Origin of the sequence: Microcoleus sp. AR_TQ3_B6 (genome assembly GCF_036702785.1) — a bacterium.
Classification (GTDB): domain Bacteria; phylum Cyanobacteriota; class Cyanobacteriia; order Cyanobacteriales; family Microcoleaceae; genus Microcoleus.
Window position 1 is genome coordinate 1 of the sequence record NZ_JAUBVJ010000094.1, and the last position, 16,746, is coordinate 16,746.

Consider the following 16,746-nt stretch of genomic DNA (forward strand, 5'->3'; position numbering starts at 1 on the left):
TCCTTATTCAACACTCACAACATAATACCATTATTGTTTATAATTGCTTATAAACTCAATGAAGTTTTACAATACCAATTTAATGTGAAGTTGCACATATCTCGATCCCCCTCGCATCTGCCTGATAGTCGGGGGACGAAAGATCGGACTCTTGTCCCCCCCGGACGCGGGGGGCGCCAGGGTGATCGGATTCTACGGGGCCTCATAAAAAATTGCTATTACACCAATTACTAATTACCTCTTATAGCGGTTCTCAAGCGTGGTGAGGTATGCCCGATGCCCTGCGCGGGCCGATGCCCTGCGAGGGCCGATGCCCGATGCCCGATGCCCGATGCCCTGCGCGGGCCGATGCCATCGGACTTCTTCCTTCTCCTATAGATCCCAGCACTTATCGCTTTTCAGCAGCGCTTCAAACTCATCCCTTGGCAAAGCCGGACTAAAAAAATAACCTTGAATTTCATCGCACTCGTGAGCGCACAAAAAAGCAAGTTCCGACTCATTTTCTACACCCTCAGCAATCACAGTCATGTTCATGTAGTGTGCCATTTGAATAATTGCTATGGTAATCGCTGCATTTTGGCGATCGTCTGCAATATCGCGAATAAAACTCTTGTCAATTTTGATCGCATCAAACGGAAAGCGTTTCGGATAACTCAAAGAAGAATAACCAGTGCCAAAATCATCAATTGCTATCCTAATCCCCATATCTCTCCACACCGTAAAAGCTTGATGGGCTGCCGTTTCCTCTTCCAAAATCAGACCTTCTGTCAATTCTAATTCCAGACATTTAGGATCTAGATTAGTTTCTCTTAATATCTCGGTGACTCTCTCCGTCAAATTTTTTTGCTCAAACTGGCGGGCTGACAGGTTGACTGCTACCCGCAGCGGAGGCAAACCCTGTGTTTGCCAAGCTTTAGTTTGCCTGCAAGCAGTCTCTAACACCCATTCGCCCAGCGGTGCAATCAATCCCATTTCTTCAGCCAGTGGAATAAATTCTCCCGGGGAAACTCTGCCCCTCTCTGGATGATTCCAGCGCACCAAAGCTTCAGCACCAATAATTTTTCCTGTTTTAATTTTTATTTGTGGCTCATAGTAAACTTCAAATTCCGAGCGTTTTAAAGCATTGCGGAGACAAGTTTCTTGAGTGAATATATTGACGGAACTATTCGCTACTTTCGCTATATAAAACTGATAATTATTACCACCTTGTTGCTGAGAATTGTACATAGCTGTATAAGCATTTTTTAGCAGTTGGTCTCCATCGCTGGCGTCGCTTGGAGATAAAGAAATGCCGATACTTGCCGTGAGGTAAAGTTCTGAGCCTTTGACAATCATAGGTTGGGCTACAATATCTAAAATGTTTTGAGCAATCTTGGCAGCCTCCTGTTTGTCAGTAACTGGTTGGATAACAATTGCAAATTCGGCAGCTTCCAAACGAGCCACAATATTAATGTTCTCCCTGCAGTTACTAAGCCGCTGCGCAACTTTGCAAAGTACCGAGTCGCCGATATCGTGTCCCAAGGTACTGTTAATCCGGTTAATTCGATCTAAACTGAGAGTGATAACGGGAATTATTCCGGGCAATTCTTTTTGCTTGTCTAATACCTGATTTAGTTGTTCTCGCAACAGCGAACGATTTGGCAAGTTTGTCAAACTATCGTACTCATGCCGGTGGAGAGCTAATTGAATAGTTGTGTGCAAGTTTTTTTCCTCAAAGGGTTTGACAATATAGCCGAATGGTTTGGTCGCATTGACGCGCCGCAAAGTGTTTTCGTCAGCATAAGCTGTCAGATAAACTACCGGGATTTGAAAGCGCGATCGAATTTCTGCTGCTGCTGTAATGCCGTCGATTTCTCCTTGCAGGTTAACATCCATCAAAACCAAATCCGGCCGACATTTAGCTGCTGCTTCAATCGCTTCCTCTCCCGAATAGACCATACCACTTATTCGATATCCTAGAGAGATTAAACTGTCTGAAATGTCCTCCGCAATGATGCTCTCGTCTTCTACTATTAAAATTTTCTTCTGAGACATCAAATTTCTCCTAAGAATGCAATTTGGGTTTGGAAAAGGTTATTTTAAAAGTCGTGCCAGCAGTTGCTAACAGTTCTATCTTCCCCCTGATTTGCTTAACTAAAGACCCGACCAGTCGCAAACCCAACGTTCGGGCTTTTCGATAATCTAAGTCTTGAGGAAAACCAATTCCGCTGTCGCTCACGGTTAGCACGAAAACTCTGTTATCTAAAGTGAAATCTATGTTGATTTTACCTTTCACTTGTCCTGTAAAAGCATATTTTAGGGCATTTGTCACAAGCTCGTTGATAATTAATCCGCAAGGAACAGCCGTATCAATATTAAGAGAACACGGCGCTATATTTGTTTGCAACTTAATGCCTTGTGCATGAATTTCATAAGCTTGGAATAAATTGTGGGCTAGATTTTGGATATATTCAGCAAAGTCAATGTTTGACAAGTCTTTGGATTGATACAATTGTTCGTGAACCAGGGCCATTGAGCGGACTCGGTTTTGACTTTCTTTTAACATTTCACTAACCCGGCTGTCTTGGATGTAGCGGGACTGAAGTTTGAGCAAACTGGAAATAACTTGGAGGTTGTTTTTGACGCGGTGGTGAATTTCTTTGAGGAGAACTTCTTTTTCTGCGAGGGATGCTTTGATGCCATCCTCGTCGCGTTTGCGATCGGTAATGTCCCGCACTACTGCTTGAATTACTTTTTGCCCGTTAATTTCCATTGCATTTAATAGCACTTCGGCAGGGAATTCTGAACCGTCTACCCGTTTGTGTATCCAGTCAAAGCGACAGCTACCTGTTTGCATTGCTGTCGATATTCTCTCTGCTGCTAGACTCGATGAGTCTTGTCCGTTTGGCTGAACTCGCGGGGAAAATTCGCTCATTTTCTTGCCGTAAAACTGTTCTTTATTGCTGCAGCCAAAGATTGCTAAGGTGGCGTGGTTGCAATCAAAAAAACCTTCTTCGTCGAGCAGCATTACTGCGTCGCTGGTGGCTTCGTAAAGGCTGCGGAATTTGCGTTCCGACTCTTGCAAAGAAGCGATTAATTTGGTTTTTTGAGCTTCGGCGCGCTTGCGCTCGGTAATGTCTATCCCTACCGAAACTGCTGCGGTTCCCTGATGATATTTCTGAGCTACTATCAAATAATTTCGGACGGAACCGTTATTTTCTAGGTCTATTTCTTGCCAGATTTGCTGAGATGAACTGGCAAAAAATTTTCGGATCAGTTCTCCAAAATTCGAGCCTTTTTCGAGAAAGTTTATTTCTTGACCGACAAAGCTTTCAGGAGACAGTTTGAATGAGGTTGCTAAGTGCTTGTTGACTCCAATATACCGCAAATCTGAACTGATCCAAGAAATTAGTCCGGGCACGGCATCTAAGACTGCGCGAAGTTGGTCTGTAGCTTCTTGGAGTGCTTCTTCCGATCGCAAGCGATCGCTAATATCTGTCGCGGTTCCGCACAAGCCTATAATAGTGCCGTTTTCAGCTTGGTGGACGATGCTGTTGACGCGCAGGTGGACGGGAGTACCGTCTTTGCGAATGTGTACTGTTTCGTAAGGAGAATTAGCGGTTTGTGGCTGAACACTGGTTCTCGCTAAAAGTTGCGCAAACATTTCTCTTGGTCGAGTTTTTTGCCCGGGAACTAAAAAATCTGTGAAGCGGCGGCCGATCATTTCTGGCGGTTCGTAACCGTAGATGCGTTTGGCGGCGGAATTGACAAAAGTCAAGAACCCTTCAATATCGATCGACCAAATCAATTCTTGGGAGGTTTCTACGAGGTTGCGGTACTTTTTTTCGCTTTCGGCAAGTGCTGCATTGAAGACTGCCGTTTGCTGCTGAAGTCTGTCTTCTAATTCTTTATTTGCCATGGACAGAGTTGCGATGGACTCCTCACGCTCGGTAATTTGAGTATAAACACCGACTGCGCCGACAACTTCGCCGTTTCCATCTCGCAGGGGTATCGATCGAATCGAGTAAATACCATGCCCCTGTCGGGCATTCCAAGTGCGATCGTTTCCTGCTAGTACCTCGGCAATATTTTCTAACATATTTGGCTGGCTGCTGTAAACTTCAAAAATCGACAGCCCGACACTTGCACCTGGTTTGAGTCCCAAATTTTCTAATCCTTTGCCTTCTGCAAGGGTTAACTTGCCGTCTCTGTCTGTTGCCCACAGGAAAATCGAGGCACAACTGACGGCGGCCAGCAGGGTTTCGTTGGCTTGTTTGAGCCGATCGATTTCTGCATGAAGCCGCTCCTGGGTGCTGTTTAATTCTACCGTTAGTCGATCTGCTTTGTGCTGCCAACTGGCAGCAGTGTCGCACATTTCTGCGAGATTGCGGGAAGGACAGATGGATTGGTTGCAGTGTGACATGGTTACTCTGGGCTGCACTGTATATTTAACCCCAGCCTATCTTTTAAGCATAAACTTTTTGAGTCAAATATTACAGTTAGCTGCGATACTCAGCCGAGCTAGATGCGATTGTTTAAAGCTAGTTTAAACAATTCAGGAATTGTGGCTCGCTCCGGCTTTCTGGCGACTGTTCAGAAATTGACAATCAGGTGAATAATGCCTGTGAATCGGTACTTCTACTCTAAGTATGTGTAGTCGTGCAAAAAAAAGTGTCGCAATCCTCGGCTGGCACAAAAACAGGAGGTGTAAATTTATTATATTTGTTTGCGTATATTCACGCACTGATGAATCGGGAATTGGGAAGTATTAAACACTCCTGGACGCACTCTCGATCTGATGTCCGGTCAATTACAACTCGTAAAAGTGTTGGTAGTTAGGAAGTTTGTCCGAGGGAGTTTTATGAGGATAGTCCTGAACACAGACTTGCCTGGCTAAACCCGGTTTATACGAAAAAAGCTCGGGTTTAGTGATAAAAAATATAAGAATAATATCGTTGACTTTTGCATCGAAATAAAATTTTCTGGAGTGAGCGCTCGCGGGACTTCAATTAATAGCAGTCCCCAAAATGCAACTGTAGGCAAGCTGCCAACCCATAGCCGATAACTCATTCCCAATTATTCAATTTTAAATTTTAGATTTTAGATTTTAGATTTGAATAATGGGAGGATTGAATAAAGCTAACTCACGGATTTAAATCTCTAGCAATCCTTGCAGGAGTCGTGAATTTTTGACCCCACCCCAACCCTCCCCGAAGCCGCGGGGAGGGAGTAAGAAATTCACAAATGATGCGAGGATTGCTATAACATCTAACATCTATAATGGTATAACTCCCCAAATTTTGAAAGTTTTGTCTATACTGCCACTGATAATAGTTTTACCATCGCTGCTAAAAGTAAGACAAGTAACAGAGTTTTGATGTCCGCTGAGAGTGTGAATATGTTCGCCGGTACTGGCATTCCAAAATTTGATATAACCATCGGCACTAGCACTGACAACAGTGAGTCCGTCGGGACTAAAGGCGATCGCATTTATCGAGTTAAAATGCCCGGCCAAAGTGATTGAACTATCTGGATTCGATAGCTGCAGCAGTTGAATATTTCTGTCCCAGCCGCCCTTCGCCAAAGTCTGCCCGTCTGGACTCAAAGCCAGACAATTCGCGTAACCTTTAATTGTTTGGGAGCATTCTCTGCTGCGGAGGTTCCACAGTTTAATTGTACCGTCAGAACTGCTGCTAGCGAGAGTTTGTGCGATCGGGCTAAAAGCAAGACTAACAATTCCTGCTTTATGAGCTCCCCAAGTTAAATGACTGCCAAAAGTACAGATTAACTTTCCCGTCTCTAAATTCCAAATTTTGATAGTAGTATCTGCCGAACCGCTGGCGATAACTTGACTGTCGGGACTGATGACAAGGGCGCTAATTTCCGCTTCATGTCCGAGGGCAGTATGCCGCAATTCTCCTCCCTGCCAAATTTCGATCGCACGATGTTTCGGAATATTTCTGCTCCTCACAAAAACTTCGCTTTCTTGGGAAAGGACAAAAGTTTCTTGAGCGCGGGGATACTTGTCAACGGTATAGAGTAATTCTCCTGTATCTACATCGCAAATTCTAATTATTTTCCCGTGCAAACTCGCCGTGTGAGATCCTCCGGGACTAATGGCAAGATTTGTCCCAGTTTTGACAGTGCGGATGCAGTCAAAAAGCTTGTAAGGCACGAAGTCTTTTAAAGCTTGGCGCACTAGAGGTTCTGTCCTCGATCGCAAAATTAAATAAGCAACTCGCTGCACTTCTGCTGCGGGGTCAAGCAGCGCCTCAATTGCTAAATTTAAACCAGCGCCTCCGTATTTAGGAGCATCTTTAACAGCGGCAATCCGCGACTCGATACTAGGACTGTTGAAGCGCTGCTTGACCCCGGCGATGCCTCCCAAAACTGCGCCGGCGATGGGGATTTGACTTTGGCCGCCGAGGACGGCATCATATTCTCTGGGTTGGTTAGAATTGTCTGCCATCATACGATTTTAGATTTTAGATTTTGGATTTTAGATTTGAAGAATTGGAGGATTGAAGAAAGCGAAGTCACGGATGAATTTGGGGAATTGTTATCGGATACTATGTTTTTAATTTCTACACAGATGAATCTGGGGGCTTGTACCCTGGCTGCTTTCGGTGACGCTCAATTATATTTTAGATTTTAGATTTGAAGAATTGGAGGATTGAACAAAGCGAAGTCACGGATGAATCTGGGGAATTGTTATCGGATACTATGTTTTTAATTTCTGCACAGATGAATCTGGGGGCTTGTACCCTGGCTGCTTTCGGTGACGCTCAAACGGCGTTTAAGCTCCAAACTTATAAGTTATTGACTGTTGCAGTTTATAGTATTATAATCAAATCAGCGTTTTACACAAAAATCCGAAAGTGATATGTCACACTTCACAACGATCAAGGTTCAGATCAAGAACGGCGAACTGCTGCATCAAGTGTTGGAAGAGTTGGGTTATCAAGTAGAGTCCAATGTGCAGGTACGGGGTTATCGGGGTGATAAAACTAATGCGGAGTACGTAATTCGGCAATCCAATGGTTACGATTTGGGTTTTCGCCGCAGCGGAGAGGATTACGAATTGGTGGCGGATTTTTGGGGCGCTCGAATTAATCAGCAGGAATTTGTCAATTTAATTAGTCAAAAATACGCGCGCCAAAGTTTGATGGCGGCGGTGCAGTCAGAGGGTTTTCATGTTGAAGAAGAGGAAACTTTGGCAGATGGAACGGTGAGAGTTGTAGTGGGTAGATGGGTTTAAGACTGGCGCTTGATTAACTCGTTTTTACGTACTAAGAGGAATCACTATGTGGCGATCGGCGATCGTACTAATCATCCTGGCGCTTGTAGTTGGCATTGTGGGCGCGATCGCCCTTGGGGCATACCGCTGGTATCTCGGTACCAAGGAACTGCGAGCGAATCTGGAAGCTGCAGGAAGGCCGATTGAACCTCTGACATTTGATGCGCGGGAAATCGCCGATTTACCCCAGCCCGTGCAGCGCTACTTTCGCGCGGTGCTCGAGGATGGACAACCGCTAATTGCAGCAGCGCGGGTTTCCCACGAAGGCACCTTTAACATGAGCGAAACTGCAGAAAAATGGAGCGCCTTCACCTCAACTCAATTGGTAATTACTCAGCGCCCTGGCTTTGACTGGGACGGGCGAATTGCCATGATGCCCGGTATCAATGCGTTTGTTCATGATGCCTACATTTCTGGCGAAGGCATCCTCCATGCGGCGCTGCTGGGCCTGGTGACTCTGGCTGATATCCGCGGCACTCCAGAAGCGGCACAAGGGGAACTGATGCGCTTTTTCGCGGAGGCGGCTTGGTATCCGACGAGACTGTTGCCGAGTCAGGGTGTTCGCTGGGAGGCGATCGACAATTCTTCGGCCAGAGGAACGCTACAGGATGGCGACACCGCTGTTTCCCTGGATTTCCGCTTTGATGAGGCAGGGCTAATCGCCACTGTCCGCGCCGAGGCCCGCGCCCGTACAGTTAACGGGGGGCTGGTGTTTGCGCCCTGGATTGGCCGCTTCTGGGACTACGAATTGCGAGAGGGTATGCGGATTCCGCGATCGGGTGAGGTGGCGTGGCAACTGCCTGATGGCTCGCTATTGCCCTACTGGCGCGGCCGCATCACGAATGTTGCCTATGAGTTTGCACGATGATTCTAGTTTGTGTTGTAGGGTGCGTCTGAGTCTGAGATTTTCTCGCCTATTTCATGGGAATAATCTGGCTGAGGCTAGCACTGGCCCAATCTCAGATCGATCGCGTTTATCAGTGGTATCGATCGCGAAATTCGGAATTTGCCGATCGGTAGTTTCGAGGATTGATGAAAGCGATATAATTAAAGCAAACGGGTAAAGGACAAATCTCTATGGTTTCTGCGATCGATACAGGTGTCCTAAGCTTTGAAGCATTCATTGCTACATATCTAGATGATATTCGGTACGAGTTAATTGATGGAGAATTAATCGATTTGGAACCGACGGGCCCCCACGAACAGGTTGTTGGGTTAATCAATCGCAAGCTCAACGTGGCGATTGACTTACTCAATTTACCTTGGTTCATTCCGATGAAATGCCTGATTAAACCGTTAGGTCTTAATTCAGCTTTTAGACCAGATATCGTAATTCTCGATCGAACAGCTTTGGTGAATGAGCCTCTGTGGAAAACTGAGCCAGTAATTACACTTGGTAGCTCTGTTAAATTAGTGGTTGAAGTAGTTAGCACCAATTGGCAGAATGACTATGCCCGGAAAGTGGAAGACTACGAAGCTTTACGTATTCCAGAGTATTGGATTGCCGATTATTTAGGTCTGGGAGGTAAGCGTTACATCGGTTCGCAGAAACAGCCTGTAGTTACAATTTATCAGTTAATTGAAGGAGTTTATCAAAGAGAACAATTTCGAGCAAGTGAAGCTCTAGTTTCCCCAACATTTCCAGACTTAAATTTGGTTGCAGAACAGATATTTCTGGCGGGTGAGTAGTTATATCATGTCCGGTCGATTACCCGACCTCAGGTAGGGGCGGGTTCACAAACAATATCTGCCAACAATCGACCATCTCAAAAACCCGCCCGGTCGGGATATTATGGTCAATCGATAGGACATGATATTACAGTATTTTTCAGGTAAGTAGGTAGGTGCAGAAATAGAGGACACGGCAGTGCCGTTTCCCTACGGCGCTCCATCAGTAAGTTGTGCCTGTGGAACGAAATCGAACACTTTTTTTTCTAACAATATTTGTCATAAATGGTCTGAATAAATTTAGGTGGGTGGCAAGATATCTAGTTCTAAATCCGGTTTCTGGGAAGTATGCAAAGCGTGAGAAACCCGGTTTCTTACGAAATTTGGGTTGGGTGGCGAAATATCTCGGAAGAAACCGGGTTTCTGGGAATTATGCACAACGCCTGAAATATCTCCTTTGTTTAGCTTCACTAAATTGGCTGTCCATCTTCCAGGGTGTAAATATCAGGCTCATCTTGCAGGAATTGAAATGCTCCTGCGTTTTGGGCTAACTGGGTTATTTCCACATTAGAAGGATAGGGGATATTATTAAATAGTTTTGCTTTTATTAGCAATTGCTCGTCTTCTGAGAGTGTCTGGATGATTTGTACTAAAGATTCAATGAGTTTTGTGTTCATAGCTTAAAATAGCTAGGGAGATTTTATTTTACTTCAATAAGGCAACATTCGATGATTATAACAACACAAGTAAGAGCGTGAAGCGAAGCTATCTCGTAGGGAATCGCCCATCCAGTAAAATTCGGAGATAGCACAGATTTACTCCTCGAAGTCCACCTGCTTAACCTGCTCTAAAGGTATATCTAGCCCTTCTGCAATTTGTTCGTCGCTCAAGCCAAATTGTCGTAATTTACCGTCGGTATTGTCGATCGCGAAATCCAGATTTTGCCACTGGTTTCGAGGCTGGATGCGATACAATTAGAGTACACAGGTAAAGGGCTATTAGCAAAAAAAGTTAATTACCCATAAACATTACAGAGTTCAAGACAGCAGTAAGGGAACTTCCAGAAAAGGAACTCGCAGAGTTTCTAGAAGGGCTTGATGAGTTCCAAGCAGCTCTCGCCGATCGCCAGTGGAGCGATACTATACGAGTTAAGATAGATGCTGCTGTTGCTATGTCCGAACATACTCCACCGATGGACGGCGAAACCTTGATTGCAGGGATTTACGATCGTTTCCCAAAATAGCTTGTAGGCTGGGTTGTTGCTTTCATCGCAAGATGGAGGCAATTTCATTCTTGTTCTTCCTCGATCGAATCAGATTCATTCGCCTCCTTATTCTCATTATTTGACTCTTCAACTGTGCTGGTATTTTGATGGGTATTTTCCAATAAACCCGCCTGTTTTAACAAGTGTCTGAGTAATCCAACTTTTAAAGATTTATTACCGTGAATTGGCACAGAAATTCGGATTGAGCTTCCCGGTTTCCCGTAGATGTGGTGACTGCCTTGAACTCTTAATAATATCCAGTCATTACGTTCTAGCAGCTTGGCTAACTCTTTGCCCGACATGGAGTTCATATCGCAATCTCCATAATTTTGTCTCGCTCATTTGTCTCGATGGATTCAATATCTACACTAAGGCAACCTTCGATTGCTTCATAGAGGTTTTGCAGCAGTTCCTCGAAGGTTTCTCCCTCTGTTGCACAGCCAGGAATAGCAGGAACTTCTGCCCAGTATCCGCCTTCTTCTGCTTCGTGAATAATAATTTTGATTTTCACTTGATTCTCCTAATTTATTTTCAAAACTTACCTCTTTATTACTGTACCAGACTTTACTCCTCAAAGTCTACCTGCTTAACCTGCTCTAAAGGTATATCTAGCGCTTCTGCAATTTGTTCGTCGCTCAAGCCAAACTGCCGTAATTTATCAATTGTTTCAATCTTAGTTTGATTTTTGCTTTTCTGCTGCAACTCGGGATTTTCCGGCTGACTTTGATCGGGGGTAGGAGTGGAGGGATTAGGACAATTATTGACGTAGCTAATTCTGTTATTTTGAAAATTATTATTTTTACCAAGATTTATATTTTGATTTATCTGTCTTTCTATAACGGATTCAAGATTACTTTTTTTAACTTGTTCGCCAAACACTTCAGATAACATTTGCAAAAGTTCGTGACTAGCCTTTTTAACGTGCTGGGAGCTATAACCATAAGTTTCTGCAACGTCAGCATATCTTTGACGATTCAGTATGCCTGCGATAATCCTCCGCTGCAAGTTATTTAAACGTTTACCTGTGTTGGTATAGACAGCTTCATCGACAAATTGCAATATCTGAGGACTATCCATAGGTGGGATGGTGAGATAGGTATGGTTACTATACCAAACTTTTTCCCACTTTTTCCAACTTTTTGGGTCTCGCATCGGATTTTTAGGAAGTTCCCACTTTTTCCAACTTTTTTCCCTTTACATCTTTTGTGCGATCGGTCTAGCATGGATGAGTCTGACATAAGCATCTTACTAGAGTGTTTATTAACAGGTGCGGTGCGTAGTTGTGCCTCAAATCTAAAAAGGGTGTCGTCACCTAGTCCAAAACATCTACTTTACAAGCGAGTTGCCTAAGTTATAGACAAAATCAAAAGCAACTTCACTGTACGTTTTAAGTTTGGTAAAGCAATTGTAAAAATTATTTTTTTTTCAGGAGTTTATATGTAAAAGTTTCCTGTATTTTTTTTAGTTGAGGATTTCAGGTTGGATTAGAGTTGTTGTCGAACAATTGCAAAATATCGTTTTTACGTGTAGACAAATCCAGGTAAATTTATTAAGTGACAGAAGTAGTATATGACTGACCAAATCATTGTTGTAACTGGTGCTAAAATCCTCGAACTTGCCTTCAATGAATTTATTAAATCAAGTGCTGGAGAAACTGCTAAAAAACTGACAGATGAAGCTTTCATTAAAGCAGGTGAGTTACGTCAGAAGATTGTGACATGGTTCAAAAACAAACAGGATGTCAAGGCAGAAAAAGCAATTACCGCAATCCAAGAGCAAGGCTCTTCAGAAGCACTGAACAAGCTGACTACCTATCTGGATGATGAAATGGAGGCAGAACAAACTTTAGCTCAAGACTTGCGGCAATTAGCGCAGCAAATTATCAACATCCAGAACATAAGCAAAGAGCAAGTGCAGTTCGGTGATATGAAGCAAGCGAACCGCGACAATGCAAAAGGTTTTCAAGTTCAAGCGCATCAAATCGATCGAATTGGTGATGATTACACCAAGTAAACCTTTATTCGATAAAACCCCAAGATGGAACAAAATAATTACGGTGGCAAGAATTATCAAATTAAGGCAGAGAAGATTGGATGGGTTGGTGATTTATACCAAAATTCATCAGTTACTGGGCAAGAACTGTTGAATAGAGGTATTCAACTGCTAAAGAACCAAGCTTATCGAGAAGCTATTGATGTACTGAGTGATGCGACAAAGACTGATCCGTCATTATCTGATGCTTACTATTACTTGGCAATTGCACTATTAAGTGGTAAAAAACCCAAGAAAACTGATGGATGGACTATTACAAGTATTGAAGAAAAGCTGAATTCAGCAGTTTACGGAGATGCAACATCTTCAAAATCTTACGTGCTTTGGGCAATTGTGAAGTATGGTTACTATGCCATGAATGGCTTTATAGAAAACTCTCCTACCTCTGCTCAACTCTTTAGTCAAGGTGAATCAATACAAGCTGAACACGCGAGAGAAATCCTTTACTACCTAAACGATCCTCAAAATCGTTACTGGATGTACTTGCACAATAAATTTGGAATAACTAACTAGAAAGAGGACAATTATTGCCATGAGTGTTTCTCCAATTCGTTCTGAAGCAGTACGCAAATATTTTACAGAAACTCCCATTAAACCCGAACAGCCTGACAATTCTGGAAATCAGAATCAAATGATTACGGGAGGTGTACTGCTTTTTGTTGCACTTTTTTTATTTGTTTCTGGAAATGGTCTTCTCGTATTGTTAGGCATGGCTGCGGGATACTTTGGTTTTCGCTCCCTGAGTAAAGGATATTCTGAATCATCCGAGAAAAAAACAAGTTATGAACAAGCTTGTGCGAGATATCAAAATGATTATGCAAAAGCAGAACCAAAGCCATCGGATGAACAAATGGATCGATGGATGAGTAGTGACATAGAAAACATCATTAAAGAGTCATTAAAAAGGCTGGGTTTAGAACATGATGATTATAAAGCAAATCCTTTCTTGCTTGGTGGACCCGCAGAGTTACAGGAAACACAGCTTGCAGTCGGTAGAGATGGTAAAATCCGATATTCACATCTCAACATTTTGATTGTTTTCCTCACAGAACACAATATTGCAAGCTATCAATGCACGCATAATCTAATTTATGGACAGACATTAGATGATAACACGCAAGAGTTTCCCTATAAGGAAATTACAAATCTCCAAATTAAAACGATTAATAAAAAAATTTCTATTGTTAATGGTCGGCGGGAATTTGCCAACGGGGTGCAACAATTTGCTCTCTATACAACTGGAGCAAATGTTATCGAAGTAGTCTATTCATTTTCGCAGAGTGCAGATCTCAATGGTGAGCTAGTCAAAGTTGGTTCTGAAGACACGATCGCAGCCATACGCAAGAAGCTAGAGGAGTACAAAAAGAAGTACGGAAGGTGAAACGGAATCAGCCAATTAAGTGCTCGCAGTTTTATGGATTTCTACAGTGATTAAAAAAGGAGGTTAACAAGTAATGGGTTGTCTTGCTATTTTCTTAAACTTACTATTTCCTGGCTTGGGAACTATTTTATTTACCAGTAAAAGAGTGCAAGGATTTATCCAGCTTTTTTTAGCTGTTGTTAATCTTATCCTTACCATAGTGACTCTTGGATTTTGGGGTATTATTGGTATCTTTATACATCTAGGGATTTTTGCGTGGTCACTAGCCTCTACCATTGGCTTTATGAGTGAGCAGGCAGCAAAAAAGGCGGTTCAGCAAGACCGAGAGCGTCAACGTTGATCCGTTATTTAGCTACTCCTGTGTGCCAAACACCACTATGTTGTTGCCAGATCGCTACTAAAATGCGATCGCGCCGATTTTTGTGAAACCCCCCTGGAAGTTGTAATTACTACGTTAACCTGCTACCGTTAACATAGATGCATCGTAGGAAAACAACCGATGACACTAACAGAATTACTCCCTACCATTAGACAACTGTCTGCGATCGAGAAACGAGAGTTAATCCGCATTCTAATGGCGGAAGAGGATATCAGTGATGAACAGGTGTGGAAGGATCAATTTGAAGCTACAACAGACGCTCAGTGGGATAGTCTAGCTGAGATAGTACGCCAGGAAATCGCTGCTGATATAATACTTTAAGTTCTAAGTATTAGGCTTAAGAGCGATCGCCCTTACCAAAAAAAACAAGTGTGATCGCCGACAGCTACCAAATAGTTTCAACGTGAGCATAGCTCAGAATCTTCTCATCGCAAGTGACCAAGGGAATATCATACCGCCGCGCGATCGCTACTAAAATGCGATCGGCTGGATCTTTGTGAAACTCCCCTGGAAGCTGCGTACTGCCAATTGCATCCAACGGATTCAGGGGCTCAATAACTGTACCTGAATGAGTTCTCGCTTGCGCGTACCACTGTTCGATCGGCAAAGGCAAAGTCAGCTTACCCAAACTCGATTTCACAGCAATTTCCCAAACTGAAATTGCAGAAACCAGTAAACCGCTTTGGTTTTCCTCAGCCTCGATCGCACGATTTGCCACCACAGACAAATTACTCGGATCGTGCAGCAACCACAGCCAAATATGCGTATCCAGTAAAATCATGTACCCAGCGCATCCCATAAATCTGACATCGGCTCATCAAAATCCTCAGCAATTACCAACGGCATCCCGCGCAGAGGATAATGCTTTTGCGCTGTCAATCCAGCACTCGAAATCTCAGCTAAATCGATCGACACAGAAGGCTCAGACTGCGACAACCGCGTCTGACGCAAAAAACTCAATAGCACCTGAAGTAAATCATCTGATGCTCGATCGATCTCATTGATTAATTCTTCTCGGAGTGTCACGATCGCACATTCTCCTTGCTAGACTTCTGTACCCATTATAATTATCCAAGAGCCGCTTTATTAAAACTTCCGCATCAGGGCCCAGAAACCGGGTTTTTTGCCTTGGGTGCTGGCTGCAACGAAATATTTTCCTAAAAACCCCGTTTCTTTCTAAAAAAAACATTGCCGCATCCTTGGCAATGGCTAAGCCACCCCAAAGCCCGTATATTCGCGCACATAGGGCGCTTGAAATCCCAAGATAATATCATCCTTTGCCACACCCATTGCCACCAACTCGTGCGCGACTCGCCTCTCCGTTGTATTCTGCTGCAACCAAATCTTGCCATCCTTAATATCCAAATGCAGCACACATCCATACACCCGCCGATGCCCATCCCAACCAACATTCGTCACCTGATAATGATCCCGCTGCGTATCAAAAAGCGTTTGGGATTCGATCGCACCATTGGAGATCGGAGTTGCCACATATTCAGTCAATAATGCTTGAATCCACTGACGATACTGCTCTAGTTTATCCATTGCACAATCACCTCATTCACAGGCTCGTAAACAATGCGGTTAACTTGATGCCGCTCTACCTAGATTCTTCAACTTTATTGTACTTCCCATCGCGTCTATCTGGAAAAGTGCGCGCGAGCGAAGCTATCCGGAAGGGAATCGCCCGTCAAATGCGATCGACCTTCTGAACAATAAGTCTATTCTGTGTTTGTAGATCGATCGACCTCACCCTCACCCTCATCCTCCAAAATCTCACCCAAATAGCGCTGCACAAACTCCCGCGCTGCATCTATATCGATCGACTTTAACGCCACAACCATCTTCACAAGCGTGTCTCCAGTTGGATCTATCAACTCATTAAACCAACGATAGACAACAGAACTTCGCACACCCATTGCGTGAGCCAATTTGTTTTGGCTAATGCCATAGGTGTTCAGCACATCTCTCAAAACTCGACCAGCTTTTCTCATGCACCCCATGATGCCAAGGGATGCCCCAACCGTAAATGACTACATATGTGTAGTGATTGCCATCTGATTGGTAGTAACTACACAATATGTAGTGATTAGTTGATTTTGAAGATGAGGACTTCCCAATGGCTAAAGACTTTCCAATCGAACCGCCCAACGACATCCAACAAGACCCAGCTCCCACGGACGATCGAGAAAACCGCGAACCCGTGCGTATCATGGTTGTTGGTTCCCGCCAAGGCATAACCGCCGTAGTAAATTGGCTGGTGCGACTAGGTTTTGCCCAAATGGCAGACTGGAGCGACTTGCAGCGTGCACCGAATACGGGCCAGTGGATGCGCGTGCTCACCAAATGGTTGCAGAAGAATTGAGCCAACTGACGAGTAGGGCGATCGCATTTCCTAAACCTGATGTTTGGGAATCGTGCGATCGCCCGTCAAGTTCGTAGGCGCAAGCCGGGGCGTAGCCATCGACCTTCTAATACAATTAAGACAGCGAACGTTGAGGATGAAATCAAGTGTTACTATCGAAATAGCGAGCGTGATTCCCGATTCCCACCATGACATTCATCAACCCCAAAACAGATTACGCCTTCAAAAAAATCTTCGGTTCCTCAGATAGCAAAGACATTCTCATCAGTTTCCTCAACGCCATAATTTACGATGGCAATCCTACCATTGCAGACTTAGAAATTATCAACCCCAACCTGCCGCCCCGAGTCGAAGGTTTGAA

At 43.9% G+C, this 16,746-nt stretch carries 25 protein-coding genes; 10 read left to right on the forward strand and 15 right to left on the reverse strand.

Features of this window, described 5'->3' with window-relative positions:
* Nucleotides 1–253: 253 nt before the first annotated feature.
* From QUB56_RS30375 to QUB56_RS30390, 4 genes are all read right to left on the reverse strand, one after another.
* Nucleotides 254–388 (reverse strand): hypothetical protein, encoded by a 135-nt coding sequence (locus tag QUB56_RS30375; RefSeq protein ID WP_332960072.1) that lies wholly within the window; start codon nt 386–388, stop codon nt 254–256.
* Entirely contained in the window at nt 373–2,034 is a 1,662-nt protein-coding gene (locus QUB56_RS30380; protein ID WP_332960073.1) for an EAL domain-containing protein, read from the reverse strand. The genes QUB56_RS30375 and QUB56_RS30380 overlap by 16 nt, the downstream gene beginning before the upstream one ends.
* Nucleotides 2,035–2,044: 10 nt before the next feature.
* On the reverse strand, nt 2,045–4,402 hold the full coding sequence (locus QUB56_RS30385) for a PAS domain S-box protein (RefSeq protein ID WP_332960074.1): 2,358 nt from the start codon (nt 4,400–4,402) through the stop codon (nt 2,045–2,047).
* An 852-nt stretch (nt 4,403–5,254) separates the two neighbouring features.
* Nucleotides 5,255–6,451, reverse strand: coding sequence for a WD40 repeat domain-containing protein (locus QUB56_RS30390; protein WP_332960075.1), 1,197 nt, complete (start codon nt 6,449–6,451; stop codon nt 5,255–5,257).
* Between the two features lie 411 nt (nt 6,452–6,862).
* Between QUB56_RS30390 and QUB56_RS30395 the strand changes: the two genes are divergently transcribed.
* The 3 genes from QUB56_RS30395 to QUB56_RS30405 all read left to right on the forward strand — a co-directional run bounded on the left by QUB56_RS30395 (nt 6,863) and on the right by QUB56_RS30405 (nt 8,965).
* Nucleotides 6,863–7,237, forward strand: coding sequence for a DUF1257 domain-containing protein (locus QUB56_RS30395; protein WP_332960076.1), 375 nt, complete (start codon nt 6,863–6,865; stop codon nt 7,235–7,237).
* 46 nt (nt 7,238–7,283) lie between these two features.
* Complete coding sequence (locus QUB56_RS30400) at nt 7,284–8,144, forward strand: DUF6920 family protein (RefSeq protein WP_332960077.1); 861 nt, start codon at nt 7,284–7,286, stop codon at nt 8,142–8,144.
* A 209-nt stretch (nt 8,145–8,353) separates the two neighbouring features.
* Complete coding sequence (locus tag QUB56_RS30405; RefSeq protein ID WP_332960078.1) at nt 8,354–8,965, forward strand: Uma2 family endonuclease; 612 nt, start codon at nt 8,354–8,356, stop codon at nt 8,963–8,965.
* A 279-nt stretch (nt 8,966–9,244) separates the two neighbouring features.
* Here QUB56_RS30405 and QUB56_RS30410 read toward each other — a convergent pair whose 3' ends face one another.
* From QUB56_RS30410 to QUB56_RS30440, 7 genes are all read right to left on the reverse strand, one after another.
* Complete coding sequence (locus QUB56_RS30410) at nt 9,245–9,415, reverse strand: hypothetical protein (protein ID WP_332960079.1); 171 nt, start codon at nt 9,413–9,415, stop codon at nt 9,245–9,247.
* Nucleotides 9,415–9,621, reverse strand: coding sequence for a hypothetical protein (locus QUB56_RS30415; protein WP_332960080.1), 207 nt, complete (start codon nt 9,619–9,621; stop codon nt 9,415–9,417). Before QUB56_RS30415 ends, QUB56_RS30410 begins: the two co-directional genes overlap by 1 nt.
* 138 nt (nt 9,622–9,759) lie before the next feature.
* A complete protein-coding gene (locus QUB56_RS30420) occupies nt 9,760–9,918 on the reverse strand; it encodes a hypothetical protein (protein ID WP_332960082.1) in 159 nt (52 codons plus the stop codon).
* 110 nt (nt 9,919–10,028) lie between these two features.
* Entirely contained in the window at nt 10,029–10,235 is a 207-nt protein-coding gene (locus QUB56_RS30425; protein ID WP_332960083.1) for a hypothetical protein, read from the reverse strand.
* On the reverse strand, nt 10,232–10,519 hold the full coding sequence (locus QUB56_RS30430; RefSeq protein ID WP_332960084.1) for a type II toxin-antitoxin system HicA family toxin: 288 nt from the start codon (nt 10,517–10,519) through the stop codon (nt 10,232–10,234). Before QUB56_RS30430 ends, QUB56_RS30425 begins: the two co-directional genes overlap by 4 nt.
* On the reverse strand, nt 10,516–10,719 hold the full coding sequence (locus QUB56_RS30435) for a type II toxin-antitoxin system HicB family antitoxin (RefSeq protein ID WP_332960085.1): 204 nt from the start codon (nt 10,717–10,719) through the stop codon (nt 10,516–10,518). The genes QUB56_RS30430 and QUB56_RS30435 overlap by 4 nt, the downstream gene beginning before the upstream one ends.
* A gap of 53 nt (nt 10,720–10,772) precedes the next feature.
* Nucleotides 10,773–11,285, reverse strand: a complete 513-nt coding sequence (locus tag QUB56_RS30440; protein ID WP_332960108.1) for a hypothetical protein — start codon at nt 11,283–11,285, stop codon at nt 10,773–10,775.
* A 492-nt stretch (nt 11,286–11,777) separates the two neighbouring features.
* Between QUB56_RS30440 and QUB56_RS30445 the strand changes: the two genes are divergently transcribed.
* From QUB56_RS30445 to QUB56_RS30465, 5 genes are all read left to right on the forward strand, one after another.
* Nucleotides 11,778–12,221 carry a hypothetical protein gene (locus QUB56_RS30445; protein WP_332960086.1) on the forward strand — a complete coding sequence of 148 codons (444 nt, stop codon included), beginning with the start codon at nt 11,778–11,780 and terminating at the stop codon, nt 12,219–12,221.
* A 24-nt stretch (nt 12,222–12,245) separates the two neighbouring features.
* Nucleotides 12,246–12,773: a hypothetical protein gene (locus QUB56_RS30450; protein WP_332960087.1), complete on the forward strand. Its 528-nt coding sequence runs from the start codon at nt 12,246–12,248 to the stop codon at nt 12,771–12,773.
* Nucleotides 12,774–12,792: 19 nt separating this feature from the next.
* The gene (locus QUB56_RS30455) at nt 12,793–13,641 is read left to right on the forward strand and encodes a hypothetical protein (RefSeq protein WP_332960088.1); all 849 of its coding nucleotides are present in this window, start codon (nt 12,793–12,795) and stop codon (nt 13,639–13,641) included.
* Between the two features lie 73 nt (nt 13,642–13,714).
* Nucleotides 13,715–13,981 (forward strand): hypothetical protein, encoded by a 267-nt coding sequence (locus tag QUB56_RS30460; protein WP_332960089.1) that lies wholly within the window; start codon nt 13,715–13,717, stop codon nt 13,979–13,981.
* Nucleotides 13,982–14,140: 159 nt separating this feature from the next.
* Nucleotides 14,141–14,341 (forward strand): hypothetical protein, encoded by a 201-nt coding sequence (locus QUB56_RS30465; protein ID WP_332960090.1) that lies wholly within the window; start codon nt 14,141–14,143, stop codon nt 14,339–14,341.
* 64 nt (nt 14,342–14,405) lie between these two features.
* Here QUB56_RS30465 and QUB56_RS30470 read toward each other — a convergent pair whose 3' ends face one another.
* From QUB56_RS30470 to QUB56_RS30485, 4 genes are all read right to left on the reverse strand, one after another.
* Complete coding sequence (locus QUB56_RS30470) at nt 14,406–14,801, reverse strand: type II toxin-antitoxin system VapC family toxin (protein WP_332960091.1); 396 nt, start codon at nt 14,799–14,801, stop codon at nt 14,406–14,408.
* The gene (locus tag QUB56_RS30475; RefSeq protein ID WP_332960092.1) at nt 14,798–15,046 is read right to left on the reverse strand and encodes a hypothetical protein; all 249 of its coding nucleotides are present in this window, start codon (nt 15,044–15,046) and stop codon (nt 14,798–14,800) included. Before QUB56_RS30475 ends, QUB56_RS30470 begins: the two co-directional genes overlap by 4 nt.
* A gap of 183 nt (nt 15,047–15,229) precedes the next feature.
* On the reverse strand, nt 15,230–15,565 hold the full coding sequence (locus tag QUB56_RS30480; RefSeq protein WP_332960093.1) for a XisI protein: 336 nt from the start codon (nt 15,563–15,565) through the stop codon (nt 15,230–15,232).
* A 176-nt stretch (nt 15,566–15,741) separates the two neighbouring features.
* Complete coding sequence (locus QUB56_RS30485) at nt 15,742–16,014, reverse strand: helix-turn-helix transcriptional regulator (protein ID WP_332960094.1); 273 nt, start codon at nt 16,012–16,014, stop codon at nt 15,742–15,744.
* Nucleotides 16,015–16,139: 125 nt separating this feature from the next.
* On the opposite strand from QUB56_RS30485, the gene QUB56_RS30490 reads away from it, so the two are divergent.
* Together QUB56_RS30490 and QUB56_RS30495 are read left to right on the forward strand one after the other, a co-directional pair.
* Nucleotides 16,140–16,385, forward strand: coding sequence for a hypothetical protein (locus QUB56_RS30490; RefSeq protein ID WP_332960095.1), 246 nt, complete (start codon nt 16,140–16,142; stop codon nt 16,383–16,385).
* A 188-nt stretch (nt 16,386–16,573) separates the two neighbouring features.
* A partial coding sequence (locus QUB56_RS30495; protein WP_332960109.1) for a PD-(D/E)XK nuclease family transposase occupies nt 16,574–16,746 on the forward strand: 173 nt, incomplete at its 3' end.